Origin of the sequence: Rhizobium sp. P32RR-XVIII (assembly GCF_012641395.1) — a bacterium.
In the GTDB taxonomy this organism is placed as follows: Bacteria; Pseudomonadota; Alphaproteobacteria; order Rhizobiales; family Rhizobiaceae; genus Rhizobium.
On record NZ_JABAIH010000004.1, the window covers coordinates 503,157 to 520,376 of the forward strand.

General features: G+C 60.9%; 19 protein-coding genes. 12 read left to right on the forward strand and 7 right to left on the reverse strand.

Annotation, left to right across the window (positions count from 1 at the left end; genetic code table 11):
• Positions 1-8: 8 nt before the first annotated feature.
• From HGP14_RS15650 to HGP14_RS15665, 4 genes are all read right to left on the reverse strand, one after another.
• A complete protein-coding gene (locus HGP14_RS15650; protein ID WP_168830781.1) occupies positions 9-1,217 on the reverse strand; it encodes an MFS transporter in 1,209 nt (402 codons plus the stop codon).
• 74 nt (positions 1,218-1,291) lie between these two features.
• The gene (locus HGP14_RS15655; protein ID WP_168830782.1) at positions 1,292-1,912 is read right to left on the reverse strand and encodes a TetR/AcrR family transcriptional regulator; all 621 of its coding nucleotides are present in this window, start codon (positions 1,910-1,912) and stop codon (positions 1,292-1,294) included.
• Between the two features lie 61 nt (positions 1,913-1,973).
• The gene (locus HGP14_RS15660) at positions 1,974-2,891 is read right to left on the reverse strand and encodes a helix-turn-helix domain-containing GNAT family N-acetyltransferase (protein ID WP_168830783.1); all 918 of its coding nucleotides are present in this window, start codon (positions 2,889-2,891) and stop codon (positions 1,974-1,976) included.
• Between the two features lie 60 nt (positions 2,892-2,951).
• Positions 2,952-3,671 carry an aspartate/glutamate racemase family protein gene (locus HGP14_RS15665; protein WP_168830784.1) on the reverse strand — a complete coding sequence of 240 codons (720 nt, stop codon included), beginning with the start codon at positions 3,669-3,671 and terminating at the stop codon, positions 2,952-2,954.
• A 158-nt stretch (positions 3,672-3,829) separates the two neighbouring features.
• Here HGP14_RS15665 and HGP14_RS15670 point away from each other — a divergent pair, with 158 nt between their 5' ends.
• From HGP14_RS15670 to HGP14_RS15680, 3 genes are all read left to right on the forward strand, one after another.
• Positions 3,830-4,294, forward strand: coding sequence for an Lrp/AsnC family transcriptional regulator (locus HGP14_RS15670; RefSeq protein ID WP_168830785.1), 465 nt, complete (start codon positions 3,830-3,832; stop codon positions 4,292-4,294).
• A gap of 89 nt (positions 4,295-4,383) precedes the next feature.
• The gene (locus tag HGP14_RS15675; protein ID WP_168830786.1) at positions 4,384-5,649 is read left to right on the forward strand and encodes an NAD(P)/FAD-dependent oxidoreductase; all 1,266 of its coding nucleotides are present in this window, start codon (positions 4,384-4,386) and stop codon (positions 5,647-5,649) included.
• Positions 5,650-5,838: 189 nt separating this feature from the next.
• Positions 5,839-6,897 (forward strand): hypothetical protein, encoded by a 1,059-nt coding sequence (locus tag HGP14_RS15680; RefSeq protein WP_409527082.1) that lies wholly within the window; start codon positions 5,839-5,841, stop codon positions 6,895-6,897.
• A 42-nt stretch (positions 6,898-6,939) separates the two neighbouring features.
• Here the strand turns inward: HGP14_RS15680 and HGP14_RS15685 are convergent, their stop codons facing one another.
• Complete coding sequence (locus HGP14_RS15685) at positions 6,940-7,986, reverse strand: NAD(P)-dependent alcohol dehydrogenase (RefSeq protein WP_168830788.1); 1,047 nt, start codon at positions 7,984-7,986, stop codon at positions 6,940-6,942.
• 200 nt (positions 7,987-8,186) lie between these two features.
• Between HGP14_RS15685 and HGP14_RS15690 the strand changes: the two genes are divergently transcribed.
• From HGP14_RS15690 to HGP14_RS15715, 6 genes are all read left to right on the forward strand, one after another.
• Positions 8,187-9,089 (forward strand): AraC family transcriptional regulator, encoded by a 903-nt coding sequence (locus HGP14_RS15690; protein ID WP_168830789.1) that lies wholly within the window; start codon positions 8,187-8,189, stop codon positions 9,087-9,089.
• A gap of 124 nt (positions 9,090-9,213) precedes the next feature.
• On the forward strand, positions 9,214-9,864 hold the full coding sequence (locus HGP14_RS15695) for a TetR/AcrR family transcriptional regulator C-terminal domain-containing protein (protein ID WP_168830790.1): 651 nt from the start codon (positions 9,214-9,216) through the stop codon (positions 9,862-9,864).
• Between the two features lie 49 nt (positions 9,865-9,913).
• A complete protein-coding gene (ilvC, locus tag HGP14_RS15700; protein WP_168830791.1) occupies positions 9,914-10,933 on the forward strand; it encodes a ketol-acid reductoisomerase in 1,020 nt (339 codons plus the stop codon).
• A 394-nt stretch (positions 10,934-11,327) separates the two neighbouring features.
• On the forward strand, positions 11,328-12,257 hold the full coding sequence (locus HGP14_RS15705) for a glycine betaine ABC transporter substrate-binding protein (RefSeq protein ID WP_246704482.1): 930 nt from the start codon (positions 11,328-11,330) through the stop codon (positions 12,255-12,257).
• Positions 12,254-12,952 (forward strand): L,D-transpeptidase, encoded by a 699-nt coding sequence (locus HGP14_RS15710; protein WP_168830793.1) that lies wholly within the window; start codon positions 12,254-12,256, stop codon positions 12,950-12,952. Before HGP14_RS15705 ends, HGP14_RS15710 begins: the two co-directional genes overlap by 4 nt.
• 71 nt (positions 12,953-13,023) lie before the next feature.
• Positions 13,024-13,335 carry a hypothetical protein gene (locus HGP14_RS15715; RefSeq protein ID WP_246704464.1) on the forward strand — a complete coding sequence of 104 codons (312 nt, stop codon included), beginning with the start codon at positions 13,024-13,026 and terminating at the stop codon, positions 13,333-13,335.
• A gap of 37 nt (positions 13,336-13,372) precedes the next feature.
• On the opposite strand, the gene HGP14_RS15720 is transcribed toward HGP14_RS15715, so the two are convergent.
• A complete protein-coding gene (locus HGP14_RS15720) occupies positions 13,373-13,948 on the reverse strand; it encodes a class I SAM-dependent methyltransferase (protein ID WP_168830794.1) in 576 nt (191 codons plus the stop codon).
• An 87-nt stretch (positions 13,949-14,035) separates the two neighbouring features.
• On the opposite strand from HGP14_RS15720, the gene HGP14_RS15725 reads away from it, so the two are divergent.
• From HGP14_RS15725 to HGP14_RS15735, 3 genes are all read left to right on the forward strand, one after another.
• Positions 14,036-14,296, forward strand: a complete 261-nt coding sequence (locus HGP14_RS15725; protein WP_168830795.1) for a type II toxin-antitoxin system Phd/YefM family antitoxin — start codon at positions 14,036-14,038, stop codon at positions 14,294-14,296.
• A gap of 2 nt (positions 14,297-14,298) precedes the next feature.
• Positions 14,299-14,709 carry a type II toxin-antitoxin system VapC family toxin gene (locus HGP14_RS15730; protein WP_168830796.1) on the forward strand — a complete coding sequence of 137 codons (411 nt, stop codon included), beginning with the start codon at positions 14,299-14,301 and terminating at the stop codon, positions 14,707-14,709.
• Between the two features lie 98 nt (positions 14,710-14,807).
• Positions 14,808-16,028 carry a PLP-dependent aminotransferase family protein gene (locus HGP14_RS15735; RefSeq protein WP_168830797.1) on the forward strand — a complete coding sequence of 407 codons (1,221 nt, stop codon included), beginning with the start codon at positions 14,808-14,810 and terminating at the stop codon, positions 16,026-16,028.
• Between the two features lie 21 nt (positions 16,029-16,049).
• On the opposite strand, the gene HGP14_RS15740 is transcribed toward HGP14_RS15735, so the two are convergent.
• On the reverse strand, positions 16,050-17,108 hold the full coding sequence (locus HGP14_RS15740) for an aldo/keto reductase (protein WP_168830798.1): 1,059 nt from the start codon (positions 17,106-17,108) through the stop codon (positions 16,050-16,052).
• Positions 17,109-17,220: the final 112 nt, after the last annotated feature.

Sequence of the window (17,220 nt, forward strand, 5' to 3'; positions counted from 1 at the left end):
GACGCGGCTTACTTGCCGCGTCCCTCGGTGAGGAAGAGCAGGAAGGCGAAGGTAGGGAAGCAGAAGCCGATCCAGGCTGCCATCGTCCATCCGCCAGTCGCGTAGGCCCAGCCGCCGATCGCCGAGCCGAGAGCGCCACCGGCAAAGAAGGTTGCCATGTAGAGGCCGTTCAGCCGGCTGCGATGGTCGGCGCTGATCGCGAAGATCGCCCGCTGGCCGCAGACGAGGTTGGTCGTTACGCCGAAGTCGAGAAGGATTGCGGCGGCCGTCAAGAGGGCAATGGCTAGCGTTGAGCCGTCCGTCGCGAAATGGCCGATCAGGAAAGCTGACATCCCGAGCAGCATGGCGAGCGTCGAGGCGGCTCTCGTCAGGCCGCGATCGGCAAGACGCCCGGCAATCGGCGAAGCGATCGCGCCGGCAGCACCGGCGAGCGCAAAGAGCGCGATGCCGTTCTGGCTGAAACAGAATGTCGGGCTGGCCAGCAGCAGCGGCGTCGTGGTCCAGAATAGGCTGAAGGCGCCGAACATCCCGGCTTGATAGAGCGCGCGGCGCTGAAGGACGCGGGACGTCGTGGCAAGGTGGAGCATTGACGCGAGCAGCTTGCCGTAGCCGAGCCTCGTATGCGGCACACGAACCGGCAGGCTTGTATGCAGGATGGCGACGAGTCCGACCATGATAGCCGCGGTGACGTAGTAGACCATGTGCCAGGATGAGGCCTCGGCGATGAAGCTGGCCAAGGGGCGGGAAAGCATGATGCCGCAGAGAAGACCGCTCATGACGTTGCCGACGACGCGGCCGCGTATTGCATCCGGCGCCATGTGGGCGGCGAAGGGCACCAAGACCTGGACCGCAACTGAAGACAGGCCAATGCACAGCGAGGCAAAGAGGAACAGGCTCGGCGTCGATGAGAATGCGGCGCCGATGAGCGCTGCAGCCGACGCAAGGGTCAGCACCAGCACGAGGCGGCGGTTTTCAAGGAGGTCGCCGAGCGGTGCGATCAGGAGCAAGCCAAGGCCGTAGCCGATCTGCGTCAGCGTCACGATCAGGCCCGTGGCCGCCGGCGTGAAGCCGAGGTCGGCGCTGATCAAACCTGCCAGCGGCTGACTGTAATAGAGATTGGCGGCGACAAGGCCGCAGGCGGCGGCGAAAAGGAATGTCATCAAAGGCGAGATCGTCCGGGGAACCGCGGTCTCGTTCGTGGCGGTTGAAACGCTCATAAAAAACTCCGGCATGCGAATATGGAGGATCGGTCTAAAGGTCTTTGGGCGCCGCCCGCTTTTTGCGGCGGTCTCTATGGGGTGAGAAGTTTCATGGCGGCCTGCGCCACGGTGTTCATATCTTCCTCGGTGCGGCCGGTCTTGCCCACGACGCGCATGCCCTTGATCAGGCAGAGCAGCGCCCGCGCAGCCGTCGCCGCGTCGAGCGTCTTGGGAATCGAGCCATCGGACTGGCCGAGGTGGATGAGGTCCAGCAGCAATTTCTCGTTTGCAGCAAAGGCACCGGCGACCCGCTCTGCAGCCTCTTCATCGAAGATCGCAAGCTCTTTGGCGCTGCTGACGACAAGGCAACCCCGCTTGCCGGATTCTCCATGGGACGAGATGGCGTAGAAGGTCAGAACTTCGCGGACCTTCTCGCGACCGGTCGCCGCCGTTGCCATTCGGGCATCCAGCAAAGCGCGGCGCACGGCGCGGTAGCGGTCGAAGGCGGCTAGGAAAATGCCGTGCTTGTCCTTGAAGGCCTTGTAGACGCTTCCCGAGGCGAGCCCCATTGCGTCCGTCAATTCGCTGATCGAGGCGGCGTGATAGCCGCGCTCGGAAAAGACGCCAAGCGCCTTGTCGAGCGCTGCCTCCATGTCGAATTCCCGCGGTCTGCCGCGCGATCGACTCTGCTCGCTGATGGTTGCTGTGGTCATGGTCGACCCGATTAGGAAATGATCGTTTCCAAATCAAGTCAATTTTTTGCGATGCAGCAATCTAGAGATCCAGAACCCAGGTTTGACCGTTTTCCTCCGGGCCGAACATCTTATGTCTCTCTTCGGAGACAAGCCGGAAGCCAGCCTTCACGTAAATGCCGCGAGCGGCCTCCAGCACACCGTTGGTCCAGAGCGAAAGCTGGCGATATCCCTTCGCCTTGGCGAAGCGGATGCATTCATCGACGAGCATCTTGCCGAGGCCGAGACCGCGTGCGGCCTTGTCGACATAGAGCAATCGCAGCTTGGCGATTCCATCGCCGCCATTTGTAACGAGCACCGAACCGACATTGATGCCGTCGCGCTCGGCGATCCAGCAATACTCCATCTCCGGGTCGAAATTGGCGAGGAAGCGGCCGGCCACCTCGGCGACGAGGCCTTCGAAGCGCATGTCCCAGCCATATTCCTCGGCATAGGCCTTGCCCTGGCTCTGCACGATCCAGCCGATGTCGCCGGGCCGCTGCGCGCGAATGATCGCAGGGTTCGGCCTGCCGTTCGGGTCGAGCAGCGAGCGAATGGTCTGCATGGCGTTGACGACGCGTTGCGGCTCGCCGAGGGCAAGCACGTCGAAGCGTTCGGCAATCTGCGCATTCGAGCGGCGCCCAAGCTCCTGAAACTGCTGATGTCCCTTAGCGGTGACTTTGATGATCTGGCTGCGCAGATCGGCAGGATCGGCTTGGGTCTCGATGAGGCCGTCCGCACGAAAGCGTTTCAGGATACGGCTGAGATAGGCTGGATCGAGATGAAGGTCGCGGGCGAGCGTCACGGCGCTTATGCCGTCATGCGAGCCGATCTCGAACAGCACCCGTGCATCCGTCAGGGTGAAGGGCGTGTCGAGATAGGCCTTGTTCAGGACACCGAGGAAATTCGTATAGAAACGGCTGAAGTCGCGCGCGGCTTCGATAAGGGCGGAATCGTGCATGGCAAAGTCTCCCGATAAGAGACTTTGTCCTCTATTTAGTTGACTGAGTCAAGTAATTGCTCAGGCTGCTTCGTTTTCCTCGCTCTGCTCTTCGCCGATCGAAAAATCGACGGCAGCCTTGGCATGGATCGCAGTCGTGTCGAAGCCGGGCAGGGGCAGCTTGTTTGGATCGAGGATCAGGCAGATCTCGGTGCAGCCGAGAATGATGCTGTCTGCGCCCTTGGCGCGCTCGCGTTCGATGATCTCCATCAGCTTCGCCCGCGAACTGTCGAGGACCTTTCCGGCGCAAAGCTCGTTGAAGATGATGTCGTGAACGGTGGTGCGGTCAGCGGCCTCCGGGACCATGACGTCGACACCCAGGCGCTTCATGCGATCCGAATAGAAGCCGTGCTCCATCGTGTAGCGCGTTGCGAGCAGCAGGGGACGCTTGCGTCCCGCAGCCTTCAACGAGCGTGCGGTCTCATCGATGATGTGGATGAGCGGAACGGAGATCCGTGAAGCCACCTGGTCGGCGATCAGATGCATGGTGTTGGTGCAGATGAGGATGCAGCGGGCGCCGGCAATCTGCAGGCGAAGCGCGGCATCGCCGAGGCGGGCAGCGGCGGCATCCCAATCCCCTGCCTTCTGCATCGCGACGATCTCTTCGAAGTTGACCGAATGCATGACGAGTTCGGCCGAAGCCAGGCCGCCCAGGCGCTCGCGAACCATCTCGTTGACCAGACGATAATAGACCGCCGAGCTTTCAAAGCTCATGCCGCCGATCAGGCCGATTGTCTGCATATTCCTTGCTCCCATCTCCCGGATTCGATTGCCCAAAGCATGCATCAGTCCTTGCGCCGAATGTTTGCATTCTTTGATCGCCTTTATAACCTGGCTCTATGACTTTGTGCGTTTTTATCATATCGTGCAAAAAATCAGCGCCAGTGTGAACTTTAGCAATGCTTGATGATCGTGACCGAAAGATTCTCGACCTTCTGCAGACGGATGCCGGTATTTCCGTGAGTGTTCTCGCGGAACGGGTTGCGCTTTCGGTTTCTGCCTGCTCGCGGCGTATTCAGCGCCTGGAGGAGAGCGGCCATATCGCCCGGCGCATCGTCGTGCTCGACCGCGAGAAGATGGGCGTGCCGACGACGGTTTTTGCGCTGATCAAGACGGCGCATCATTCCGACGAATGGATCGAGAGCTTCCGCAGGGCGATCAGCGGCATTCCCGAAATCGTCGAAGCCCACCGGCTGACGGGAAATCAGGATTACATCCTGAAGATCGTCCTGCCGCGCGTCGAGCATTACGACATCATCTACAAGCAGATCGTCCGCAAGATCGAACTGTTCGAGGTCTCGGCGTCGATCTCCATGGAGCTGTTGAAGGGCGGTACAGCCATCCCGGTCAGCTATGCCGGCTGAGTCGGGCAGCTATTCCGGCCCAGCGGTTGAAACCCCTTTTACGAAGGCCGACATCTTCCACAGCGAAATCGCGAAAGGGTAGGTATGTCATGAGCGAACATCGTGTCGTCGTTGTCGGCGGCGGCTTCGGCGGGCTGCAACTCGTCAACGAGCTCAGGGGTGCGGGAGCGAAGATCACCTTGGTCGATCGCCGCAATCACCATCTTTTTCAGCCGCTGCTCTATCAGGTCGCAACGACGATCCTTTCGACATCCGAAATCGCCTGGCCGATCCGGCAGCTTTACAGCGATCGGCGTGACGTGACGACGCTGCTCGGCGAGGTGACCGGGGTCGACCCGACTGCCAAGGTCATCACCTTACGGAATGGCGTGACCTTACCTTACGACACGCTGGTGCTTGCGACCGGCGCAACGCACGCCTATTTTGGACATGACGAATGGGAGCCCGTCGCGCCGGGGCTGAAGACGCTCGAGGACGCAACAACGATCCGCCGTCGCATGTTGCTCGCCTTCGAGCGGGCCGAACTGGAAAGCGATCCGGCCGTCAGGGATGCACTGCTGACCTTCACGATCGTGGGCGCCGGCCCGACCGGGGTCGAACTGGCGGGCATCATCGCGGAGCTTGCGCATCACATCCTGCCGGAGGAATTCCGCAACATCGATACGCGCAAAACCAGGGTCGTGCTGGCGGAAGCCGGGCCGCGGGTCTTGCCGAGTTTTGCCGAGGAGCTTTCCGCTTACGCCCAGCATGCGCTGGAAAAACTCGGCGTCGAGGTTCATCTCGGAGAGATGGTGACGAACTGCACGGCTGAAGGCGTGAATATCGGCGAGCGGTTCATCCCCAGTCGGACGATCGTATGGGCCGCCGGCGTCCAGGCGTCACCTGCCGCGAAGTGGCTTGATGTTCCGGCTGATCGGGCAGGGCGCGTGGTGGTCGAGAAGAACCTGACGGCGCCGGGCTTTCCCGATGTCTTCGTCATCGGCGATACGGCCTCGGTGAAGCGGGAGGACGGTTCGCCGGTACCCGGCATCGCGCCTGCCGCAAAGCAGCAGGGCACCTATGTGGCAAGGGTCATCCGCGCGCGGATTGCAGGGAAAACCATGGCAGCGCCGTTCCGCTACAGCCATCAGGGCAGTCTCGCGACCATCGGCAAGAGTGCGGCGATCATCGATTTTGGCAGCATCAAATTGAAGGGGTGGGTTGCCTGGTGGGTATGGGGCATCGCCCATATCTATTTCCTGATCGGGACGCGGTCGCGCTTTGCCGTTGCCTGGAACTGGCTCTGGATCTTTCTGAGCGGCAAGCACAGCGCCCGGCTGATCACCCAGAAGGAAACCATGCGCGATGATGGGTAGCAAAATACCGCTTTTGCCTTCTGCCTGAAATTCTGGCATGAACCTCGGCCACATCGGAGCGGGGTAACGGGGGTTGTTCATGTCCGGATTTTGGTCGAAAGCGGCCGGCTGTCTCATGCCGGCTGCGGTTCCGCTCGTTTTGCCGCTGGGACGGCGGTTGCAGACGAGGCTGTCGTCAACATTTCGGCCGTGAATCCCGATGCTTCCGAGGCCGGGCCGGTGAACGGCGTAATAATCGTCACCCGCGAGGCAGAGACGCTCGAGGAGCCATTGGTGGTCAATCTGACGTTTGGCGGAAGCGCCGAAGCGGGCTCGGACTATCAGGCGCTCCCGGCATCGGTGACCATCGAACCCTATGCGGCCTTTGCACAGTTCGAGGTCGTGCCGCTTGTCGACGGCGTCGCCGACGGCGCGGAGACAGTGGAAATCGGCCTGGGTGAGGGCGGCTATCGCGCCGGTGACGACAGCCGGGCGGAAGTGACGATCACGGATGGAGCTGGCAAGGGTGGCGATGAGGAGGTGAGCGAAGCGCCTCCTGCGGCGCTGTTGGGCACGCTCTCCGTCAGCATGGTCTTCGAAGGCAGCGGCCAGTTCAGCAACAAGCGGGACGGCACCTTTTCCAATGTGAGCCACCACCACGCGTTTCAGTACACGGTGCCGTTGCGCGGCAACTATTCGCCCGCGTCCGGCATAGCCGAGATCGATGCCCGTGAAGTGGCGGAGGCATCGGGAGTTCCGGATTTCGAGCGCTTCATCATCTGGGGACCGGCAAAGATGCTTGCGCCGCCGCCGCGCTTCTGCGGATCGGGGAAAACGCGCATTTCCGATGAGCGGACTGGCAAGGAGCTCAACGATAGCGCGCAGCTCGTGCCTTTCGTCGAGACCATAACCGGCGGCGGCGACTATCCTTCACTGGACAAGACGGTTCCCGAATACGACCTCTGCGGCGTGCTCGCCGTCTTCGATACGAAGAAAAAGCTTTACTATCTGCGGATGGAAGGGGCCGATACCAATGTGCGGGTGATCAGCCGTCACAATGGCATCCCGATACCCGAATACAATGAACGGATTTATGGCCAGAGCGGCGATTTCCGCTCGAAGCTGATCTTCACCGACCAGCCGATCACCGGTGACGGCACAAGCGTGGAGGGCACGAAGATTTACGAGAACTTCAACGAGATCGCGAAGACGGATCCGAACAATTTTCCGCTTCGCGCCACGATCAAATGGAAAGTCTCGCAGCCATAAGCCGGATGTGAAAAGGGCGGCCCGGAGGCCGCCCTTTGCGTGTCACGCTGCCAGCGAGGCGATATCGATGACGAAGCGGTAGCGGACGTCGCTCTTGAGTACGCGCTCGTAGGCTTCGTTGACCTGCTGAATGTTGATCTTCTCGATCTCCGAGACGATGTTGTGCTCGCCGCAGAAGTCCAGCATTTCCTGGGTTTCCTTGATCGAGCCGATCATCGAGCCGGACAGGCTCTTGCGGCCGGGGATCAGGGCGAAGGCGTGAACCGGGATCGGATGTTCCGGGGCGCCAACGATGACCATCGAGCCATTGACCTTGAGCAGGCCGAGGTAGGCATTCCAGTCGATCGCGACGCCGGCCGTGCAGATGATCAGGTCGAAGGTGCCTGCGAGCTTCTCGAAGGTCGAGGCGTCGTTCGTGGCGTAGTATTCCTTGGCGCCGAGCTTCAGGCCGTCTTCCTTCTTCGACAGCGTCTGGGAGAGAACCGTGATATGGGCACCCATGGCGGCGCCGAGCTTCACGCCCATATGGCCGAGACCACCCATGCCGACGATCGCGACCTTCTTGCCCGGGCCGGCATTCCAGTGACGCAGCGGCGAGTAGAGGGTGATACCGGCGCAAAGCAGCGGTGCGGAAGCGTCGAGCGGCAGGTTGTCCGGAATCGACAGGACGTAGCCTTCCTTGACGACGATCGAGTCGGAGTAGCCGCCCTGCGTGGCGGTCTTGCCGTCGACTTCGACGCTGTTGTAGGTCTGGACGAGGCCCGGCATGTAATGCTCGTTGTCGACGTCGCGGGTAGCACAGCCGACGCAGGAATCGACGAAGCAGCCGACGCCGACACGGTCGCCGACCTTGAACTTGGTCACGGCCGAACCGACGGCCGATACGACACCGGCGATTTCATGGCCCGGGACGATCGGATAGACGGCATTCTTCCATTCGTTGCGGACGGTATGAATGTCCGAATGGCAGATGCCGGCGAACTTGATGTCGATGACGACGTCGTCCGGGTTGGGGTCGCGGCGCTCGAAGGTAAAGGGCGTCAGCGGCTTAGATGCGTCAGTAGCGGCATAGCCTCTAGCAATAGGCATGGAAAAATCCTTCTTTTCGCGGGGGTGGAGAGGATGGCGCAGTTATGCCCTACAAGCCGTCGCGGGCGTTAGAGCGATCCTCCAGCCTTTTTGCCCGATCCTGCAAAAGTGAAGGCGCGGGGTATTTGCCAAAGGCTGAATGCATTCTAGATAGGGAGCAGCCGCGCCGCCCGGCCGTCCTTCATCAGAGAGCTATCCGCATGACACTGCCGTTCAACCGATATCAGGAGATCGCATCGATCGCAGCCCGGTTCGCATCCGGCGAGGGCGAGTTCCAGACGGGCATCGAAGGGCTCGGGATTAGCCGTCGCACGACGCCGAGCGCGCCATGCCACGGCAGCTATCGCCCGTGTTTTGCGATGGTGGTTCAAGGTGCAAAGAGCGTGCAGCTCGGCACGGACACGATCAACTACGGCCCCGGCTCCTACCTCCTGACGTCGCTCTACCTGCCCGTCGTGTGGAGGGTGGTCGAGGCCAGCCCGGAGGTCCCGCACTTCTGCCTGACCTTTGCCATCAACAGCGAGAAACTGCTTGATCTGCTCAGCCGTGCGAACATCCAGCGGCCGGCAGCAACGGCCCCTGGCCAGCGCGGGATCGTCGTGAACGACGCGACGCCGCAGCTTCTCGACGCTGCTGTACGGCTGCTTCGCTTGCTCGATAGTCCGGACGACATTCCGGCGATGGCGCCGCTGATCGAACAGGAAATCCTTTACCGCATCTTGATCGGACCGGCCGGTGACCAACTGATCAACCTGGCCATGGCCGACAGTCACGGCAACCGGATCGCGCGTGCCATCAGCTGGCTCCGGGAGAACTTTGCAAGGACGCTGCGCATCGAGGACCTCGCCGAGCACGTCAATATGAGCGTCTCGTCCTTCCATCATCACTTCAAGGCAATAACGGCGATGACGCCTGTGCAATACCAGAAGCAGCTTCGCCTGCACGAGGCGCGGCGGCTGATGCTGATCGAGAGACTGGATGCCGGTACCGCCGGTCACCGCGTCGGCTACCAGAGCCCGTCGCAGTTCAGCCGGGAGTACAGCCGCCTCTACGGCCTGTCGCCGGCACGCGATGTCGATGCCGTGCTGAGCGCTGCCGAATAAACGGCGCGTGTCCTGCGAAAAATTTGTCCTTCGGGTCTCCGCCAGACTATTGACGGGGGAGCGCTTCTGCGCGATAAACCCATACGAACCGTACCGTACGGTACGTATGGGGGAGTGCTTAATCGTGTTTGCTGAATCGTTGGAGTCCAGCGAATTTTCGCCGCGTCAGAACGCCGTTCTGGAGCAGGCGTTGCAGCTTCTCGTCGATGGCGGGGAGAAAGCCCTGACGACTTCTGGGGTCGCGCGTGCTGCCAACTGCTCCAAGGAAAGCCTCTACAAGTGGTTCGGTGACCGCGACGGTCTTCTTTCGGCCATGATCGCCTATCAGGCCAGCAAGGTGCGCACGTTCGAGCGCGGCGGCGAACGCCTGACGGCTGCGAGCCTGCATGATCATGTTGTAATCTTTGCGCGGGATTTGCTGGACGTGCTGGCCGGAGATGTTTCACTTGCATTGAACCGGCTCGCGATCGGCCAGTCGAACCGCGACGGCTCGAAGCTTGGAAGGTTGCTCCTGGAGCGCGGCCGCCGGCAGATTGACCGCCGCGCCATGGCGCTGATTGACGCTGGCAAGCGGTCAGGGCTGCTGCGTTTTCATGATGCCGATGAGGCATATCACACGCTTTACGGCCTGATCGTCTCCGATCTGCATGTGCGCATGCTGCTCGGCGAACCGGGCCTCAAGGATACCGCGCAGCAGGCGGAGAGGGCAGTCACCGCCTTCCTTCGGCTTTACGGCACGGACAAGGTTTTGGCGGAAATGCCGGCTCTGAGCTGAGTTCCGCTGTTTTCCAATCAACAAGACAAGCAAAGGGAAGGAAAAATCAATGCGCGTCTATTATGATCGTGATGCCGATCTCAATCTCATCAAGTCCAAGAAGGTCGCCGTTATCGGCTACGGTTCGCAGGGCCGCGCGCATGCGCTGAACCTGAAGGACAGCGGCGCCCAGAACGTCGTCATTGCGCTCAAGGCCGGTTCGCCGACCGTGAAGAAGGCCGAAGCCGACGGCTTCAAGGTCATGACCGTTGCCGAAGCCGCCAAGTGGGCCGACCTGATGATGATGGCGACGCCGGACGAGCTGCAGGCCGACATCTACAAGTCGGAAATCGCTCCCAACATTCGCGACGGCGCAGCGATCGCTTTCGCGCACGGCCTCAACGTCCACTTCGGCCTCATCGAGCCGAAGGCTTCCGTCGACGTCGTCATGATCGCCCCGAAGGGTCCGGGCCACACGGTTCGCGGCGAATACCAGAAGGGCGGCGGCGTTCCCTGCCTCGTTGCCGTTAACCAGAACCCTTCCGGCAATGCCCTTGAACTCGCTCTTTCCTACGCCTGCGGCGTCGGCGGCGGCCGCTCCGGTATCATCGAGACCAACTTCCGCGAAGAATGCGAAACCGACCTCTTCGGCGAGCAGGTCGTTCTCTGCGGCGGTCTCGTCGAGCTCATCCGCGCTGGCTTCGAAACGCTGGTCGAGGCCGGTTATGCTCCGGAAATGGCCTATTTCGAGTGCCTGCACGAAGTGAAGCTCATCGTCGACCTGATCTATGAAGGCGGCATCGCCAACATGAATTACTCGATCTCGAACACGGCCGAGTGGGGCGAATACGTCACCGGTCCGCGCATCATCACCGAAGAAACCAAGGCCGAGATGAAGCGCGTCCTCAAGGACATCCAGACCGGCAAGTTCACCTCCGAATGGATGCAGGAATACCGTTCGGGCATGGCCCGCTTCAAGGGTATCCGTCGCAACAACGACAGCCACCAGATCGAAGAAGTCGGCGCCAAGCTCCGCGGCATGATGCCGTGGATCGGCAAGAACAAGCTGGTCGACAAGTCGGTCAACTAAGGAGCTTGCCGATCCCCGTTTGTCGCTCTGCACGCCTTTGGCGATGCGGGCATCGGCAAGAACAAGCTGGTCGGCAAGTCGGTCAACTAAGGCCTTAAAAGTCTACCGAATAAGAGGAAGCCGGGCATGTCCCGGCTTCTTTTTTGTGTGATTTTCCGGGATCTAAGCCCGTTTTGGGCCTGAACTGCGGACAAAATGGGCAACGACAAGTTGACGCGGGTGATCAAGCTGATGCATCCTCGCCGGCAAATGACTGGCTTTTGGCTTGAGCGGGGGGCTCAGCAGAGGGACCCGGGCGTACCCACGCCCCATGTGGCAGTCATCGATCGCAGGGCATGCAGTACGTTCTGGATTTCCGGGGGATGGGACTGTGAAGCGAAATGCATCGAATTTTCTGACGTTGGCCGCCGTTGCGACCCTACTTGCGGCATTTCCGTCGGTGGCGGCCGACCTGACAATCTCCGCGCCGAACTGGCCTTCGGGGCAGGCGACAGCCAACATCCTGAAGGTCGGCATCGAAAAGACCTTCGGGCTGCAGGTCGATGTGCAGGCCATGGGGACGATGACTTCGTTCGTCGGGATGGAGACCGGCAAGGTCGATGTCCAGCCGGAGGTGTGGCGGCCGAATTTCGACGACCTCGTCAAGAAGTACGTCGATGAGAAGGGCGAGGTGACGCTGAGCAACAAGAGCGTCGCCGCCTGGCAAGGCTTGTGCGCGACCGCAGCGGCGGCGAAGACCATCAAGTCGGTCGCCGACCTCACCGATCCCGAAAAGACGAAGGTACTGGATACCGACGGCGACGGCCGGGGCGAGATGTGGATCGGCGCTCCCACCTGGCTTTCGACTGGAATCGAGCGGGTGAGGGCGAACAGCTACGGCTACGCGTCGAACCTGACCCTCGTCGAGGCGGAGGAAGAGGTTGCGATGGCGGCCGTCGATGCGGCCGTGGCGACCGATCGGCCGATGGTGTTCTATTGCTATGCGCCGCACCACGTTTTCCAGCTACACGAACTGACCAGGCTCGAGGAGCCTGCGCATGATCCGGCGAAATGGAAACTGGTGTCCGCGCAAGACCCGCTCTGGATCAGCAAGTCGAGCGCTACCACCGCCTGGGACGCGGCGCACTTCCAGATCGCCTACGCGTCGACTTTTGCGAAGAAGCGTCCCGAGATCGCGCAATTCCTCGATAAGGTAGATTTCTCCTCCGACGAGGTGACAGGGATGAGTTATGCGCTCGGCGTCGAGCGTCAGGCGCCGCTCGACTATGCGAAAAAATGGGTCGAGAAAAATGCCGCGCGCGTTGAGGGGTGGGCAAAACAATGACGGCGATTTCTGGCACCTTATGCCTTGCGACCGCTTCCAGGGCACGGAAATTCGGGTTTGCGCTCCTTGCCGCGGGCCTTTGCCTGGGGTCTGTTGCTGCTCTTGCCCAGACGCAGATTTACGACGCCAGAGCGGGCAAGTGGGTCGATTACGATAAGAAGAAGGCCAGGCAGCTCTATGCCCGCAACAAGCAGTTGCCCGAGGCGTTCCGAAGACAGCTCGTAACATTCCGCACGGCCGAGGAGCCGGGGACGATCATCATCGACGGCAACCAACACTTTCTCTATCTGGTGCAGCCGGGAGGACAGGCGATACGCTATGGCATCGGCGTCGGGCGCGAAGGGTTCGGTTGGGCCGGCATCGTGCGGGTCGGTCGAATGGCGGAAAACCCGACCTGGACGCCGCCGCCGGAAATGGTGGCGCGCGACCCGAATGCGGCCAAATGGGCAGCGGGGATGCCGGGCGGCCGACCCGACAATCCGCTCGGTCCCCGTGCGATGTATCTCTACGAAGGCGACAGCGACACGATCTACCGCATTCACGGAACTATTGAGCCGTGGACGATCGGGCTCGACGTTTCGTCCGGCTGCATCCGCCTGAACAACGACGATGTGGTCGACCTCTACTCACGGGTCTCGGTTGGCGCGAAGGTCATCGTCTTGATGCAAGGGGCGGCGCTCTACAGGGGAATCTGACGACTGGACGGCAAGGCCGGTGAGGGCGCGTTTTTGGGGAATGAACGGAGGCGGACGTGTTGGGGGCACCTATGAGCGGGCGTTTGAACTGGGCGATGGCATTCATTTCGGTTGCGGCCGCACTTCTTGGTGCCTGCCAATCGTCGTCACCGCCACCGACGGACATGTCGCGAACCAGCCTGCAGACGGCGCCGGCGGATCTGCAACTGATGTGCGCCAATGCTGCCGCAGGTAGCGCCGGTACGACTGGCAGCAAGGTTCTCCCTGTCAGCTCGCGGCAGCTCGACGCGGTCACATATGGAGTCGATCTCGACGCGGGTGGCCGCAAGTTCACCTGTGTCGTGGACAACAACGGGACGGTACGTTCCATCACTCCAGCGTAAGGCGGTTCTGCGGAGCGGAAAACGCTCTCGGCCCGTGCTATTTGCGAGCCTGCACAAAAAGCCAGCGCGTCGGCTTGTTGTCGTAGCCGCTGCCATCGGCTTCGTCGATGCTAATGTTCTGCCAGCCGCCGGCAGACAGCAATCCCGAAAGCCAGACCGCAGAAGGATAGTTGTAATAGCGGCCGAAGCCGTCATGGCCCTCTGCCGTTCCCGCCTTGAAGCTTGCATGGAAGACGCCGCCATCCCTCAGCGCACGGCGGATGCGGGCGAGTATGGCTGGCAAATCCGCGCGCGGCACGTGCAGCAGGCTGGCCTCGGCCCACACACCGTCGAATTCGCTTTCGGCATCGAGCGCTTCGAAGCGCATCACTTTCACCGGTCTGGCGAGCAGCTTCGCCGCCTGCTTGGCCAGTTCCGCCGAGCCGTCTGTTGGAGTCACGTCGAATCCTTTGGACAGCATGTAGGCGCTGTCCTGCCCGCCACCGCAGCCGAGCTCCAAGAGCCTGGCGCCGTCGGTGAGGGCCGTGAGAAACGCATCGAGCCGCGCCCTCGGCAGCTTCCGGTTTCGCGAGGCATAGGTCTCGGCGTTTTCGTCGTAGAATGAAGAGGTCATACGTTCGTTCCCTCGCAACGCACTGGAATTTGCACTCGTCAAAATGCTATAGTCCAAACTAGTCCGCAGCCTAGTCAGGAGACAATTATGCGTCAATGGCCAGTTCAAGATGCGAAAGCCCGCTTCAGCGAGCTGTTGGAAGCCTCTGCCGCGGAAGGACCGCAGATTGTTTCCCGGCGCGGAGAGCCGAAGGCCGTCCTTGTGTCGATCGCGGAATGGGAAAGCTTGACGAAGAGGGCAAGGCCCAGTGCGAAGGAAGTCCTTCTAGCGCCGGAGCCCAGGTTTGATCTGGAAATTCCATCCCGGAAGGACTGGATTTGGAGAGAGATTGATCTTGGCGAGGAATAGTCTTGTTTCTTCTTGATACGAATATTGTCTCCGAGCTGAGAAGAGCCAAGCCACATGGCGGCGTATCGGCCTGGCTGGCAAGCGTCAGAAATGAGGATCTTGCCATTTCGTCGGTTTCGGTGGGGGAAATTCAACGCGGTGTCGAACTCATGAGAGAACGAGATTCGCAGCGTGCCGAGGAACTGGCTGCATGGCTCGACAAACTGATCTCAAGCATCAATGTCATAGCCCTGGATGCGCAGTGTATGATCAAATGGGCGCAATTTATGCACCGTAGGTCGCCAGCACTGCTTGCAGATGCAATGATTGCGGCGACAGCCTCGGTTTACAATCTCACGGTGGTTACGCGTGACATTGGTGATTTCGCTGCTTTTCCTGTCGCCGTCTTCAATCCTTTCGAATACAAGACCTGAAACTTGTCACTGTTACAAGAAAATAGGTCAGCATTCTTGACTTAATTTTTGTTGCGTGATTTGGTCCGCAAACGACAAAAAATTACGAGGAAACTCCCATGTTGAATTGGGACAATATCTTTGCGACCCGTTCGTCGCGCATGCGTGCATCGGAAATCCGTGAGCTTTTGAAGCTTCTCGAGCAGCCGGATATCATCTCGTTCGCCGGCGGCATTCCGGATCCGGCGCTGTTCCCCGACAAGGAATTCAAGGCTGCCTATGCCGATATTTTCGAGAGCGCTGCCGTCAATTCGGCGCTGCAATACTCGGTGAGCGAAGGCTACAAGCCGCTCCGCGAATGGCTGGTTAGGCAGATGGCCGCCCTCGGCGTCCCCTGCGGCCTCGACAACGTCTTCATCGTTTCGGGCTCGCAGCAGGGCCTCGACTATCTCGGCAAGCTTTTCCTGTCGCCGAAAGATACCGCCCTCGTCACGTGGCCGACCTATCTCGGAGCGCTGCAGGCCTTCAACGCCTATGAACCGTCTTACGACCAGTTGACGCCAAACGGCAACCGGACGCCCGAATCCTACCGTGCGACTGCGGCCCAGAATGGCGGCAAGGTGAAGTTCGCCTATCTTTCCGCCGATTTCTCGAACCCGACCGGCGAGACCGTTGATCGCGCGGGCCGCGAAAAAGTTCTGGAACTTGCAGAAGAACTCGACATCGCCGTCATCGAGGACGCCGCCTACCAGTCGCTGCGCTATGATGGCGAGGCGGTCCCGCCGATCCTGGCACTGGAAATTGCCAAGAAGGGCGATATCAACGATACGCGCACGATCTATTGCGGCAGCTTCTCCAAGACACTGGCGCCGGGCCTTCGCGTCGGCTTCATTGTTGCGAACGCGCCGGTCATCCGTAAGCTCGTACTTATGAAGCAGGCGGCAGATCTGCATTCCTCGACGATCAACCAGATGGCGATCGCCCAGGTCGCGGAACGCGGTTTCGACGCGCAGGTCGCCAAGATCAAAGCGGCCTACAGCCATCGGCGCAATTGCACGCTGGCCGCGCTCGAAAAGCACATGCCTGAAGGTATCCGCTGGACGAAGCCGGAAGGCGGCATGTTCATCTGGATCACGCTGCCGAAGGGCATGGATGGCGCGGCGCTGCTTGCAAAGTCGATCGAGACCGCGAAGGTTGCCTTCGTTCCCGGCAAGGCGTTCTTTGCCGACGGCTCGGGCGAGAACACGATCCGCGTCAGCTTTTCGTGCGCCAACGATCAGATGATCGAGGAAGGCATTGGCCGTCTCGGCCGGCTGATCGCCAAGGAAATCGGCGGCTGAGCGCCGCCGACCCTTCAATGCCTATTTCTTAAGGTGCGGGGCGAACAATTCCATGTCCGCCTCGCCCAAGCGATCCTTCGCCGTATTGAGCTGGTGCCAATAAGGATAGATCACCGGCGGCACGCTGACGTCGTCGAGCCGCTTGCGCTCCTCTTCGCTCAGCGTCAGGTCGGCAGCGGCGAGGTTGTCCTTGAACTGCGCCTCGGTGCGGCCGCCGATGACGACGGAGGTCACAGCCTTGCGGCCGATCAGCCAGGCGAGCGCGATCTGCGCCGCCGACACGCCGCGGCTTTCGGCGATCGAGACCAGCGCGTCAACGATATTCCAGAGGCGGTTTTCGTCGCGGATCGGCGGCTCGGTCCAGCCGGCGAACTGGCGCGTGCCTTCGGGTGTCGCCTGATTGCGGCGATGCTTGCCAGAAAGCAGGCCACCGGCAAGCGGGCTCCAGACGAGGACGCCAAGACCCTGATCGACGGTAATCGGCAGCAGCTCGTATTCGGCATCGCGGGCTTCCAGCGTGTAGTGGATCTGCTGGCTGACGAAGCGCTGGTATTTGTATTCCCTGGAGACGCCGAGCGCCTTCATGATGTGCCAGCCGGAGAAGTTCGAGCAACCGATGTAGCGGACCTTGCCCTGCCGCACGAGCGTATCCAGCGCCTCCATCGTTTCTTCCAGCGGCGTCTGGCCGTCCCACTCATGGAGCTGGTAGAGATCGATGACATCGGTCTTCATGCGCTTGAGGCTTGCCTCACAGGCTGCGATGAGGTGCTGGCGCGACGAACCGGCGTCGTTCGGCCCATCGCCCATCGGGAAGCGGGCTTTGGTGGCAACGAGCACGCCGTTCTTGCGCTGCCCGCCGAGAATTTCGCCAAGGATTTCCTCGGAGGCGCCGGCCGAATAGACATCGGCCGTGTCGATCAGATTGACGCCGGCATCGAGGCACATATCGACGAGGCGGCGGGCTTCGGAAACGCCGAGATCGCCGACTTTTTTCGCCCAGCCCACGCCGCCGAAGGTCATCGTGCCCATCGTCACGGTTGAAATCCTGAGGCCCGAGCGGCCCAGCTGGCGATACTCCATTGTCGTTCTCCTCACCTTAAAAATCGAAAAATCGAAACGCGGGTTAGAAAATAGCGGGCTACCGTCACGGTCAAGTACAACCTCACGCCCATGTATTCGCGGTGGTGCTTAG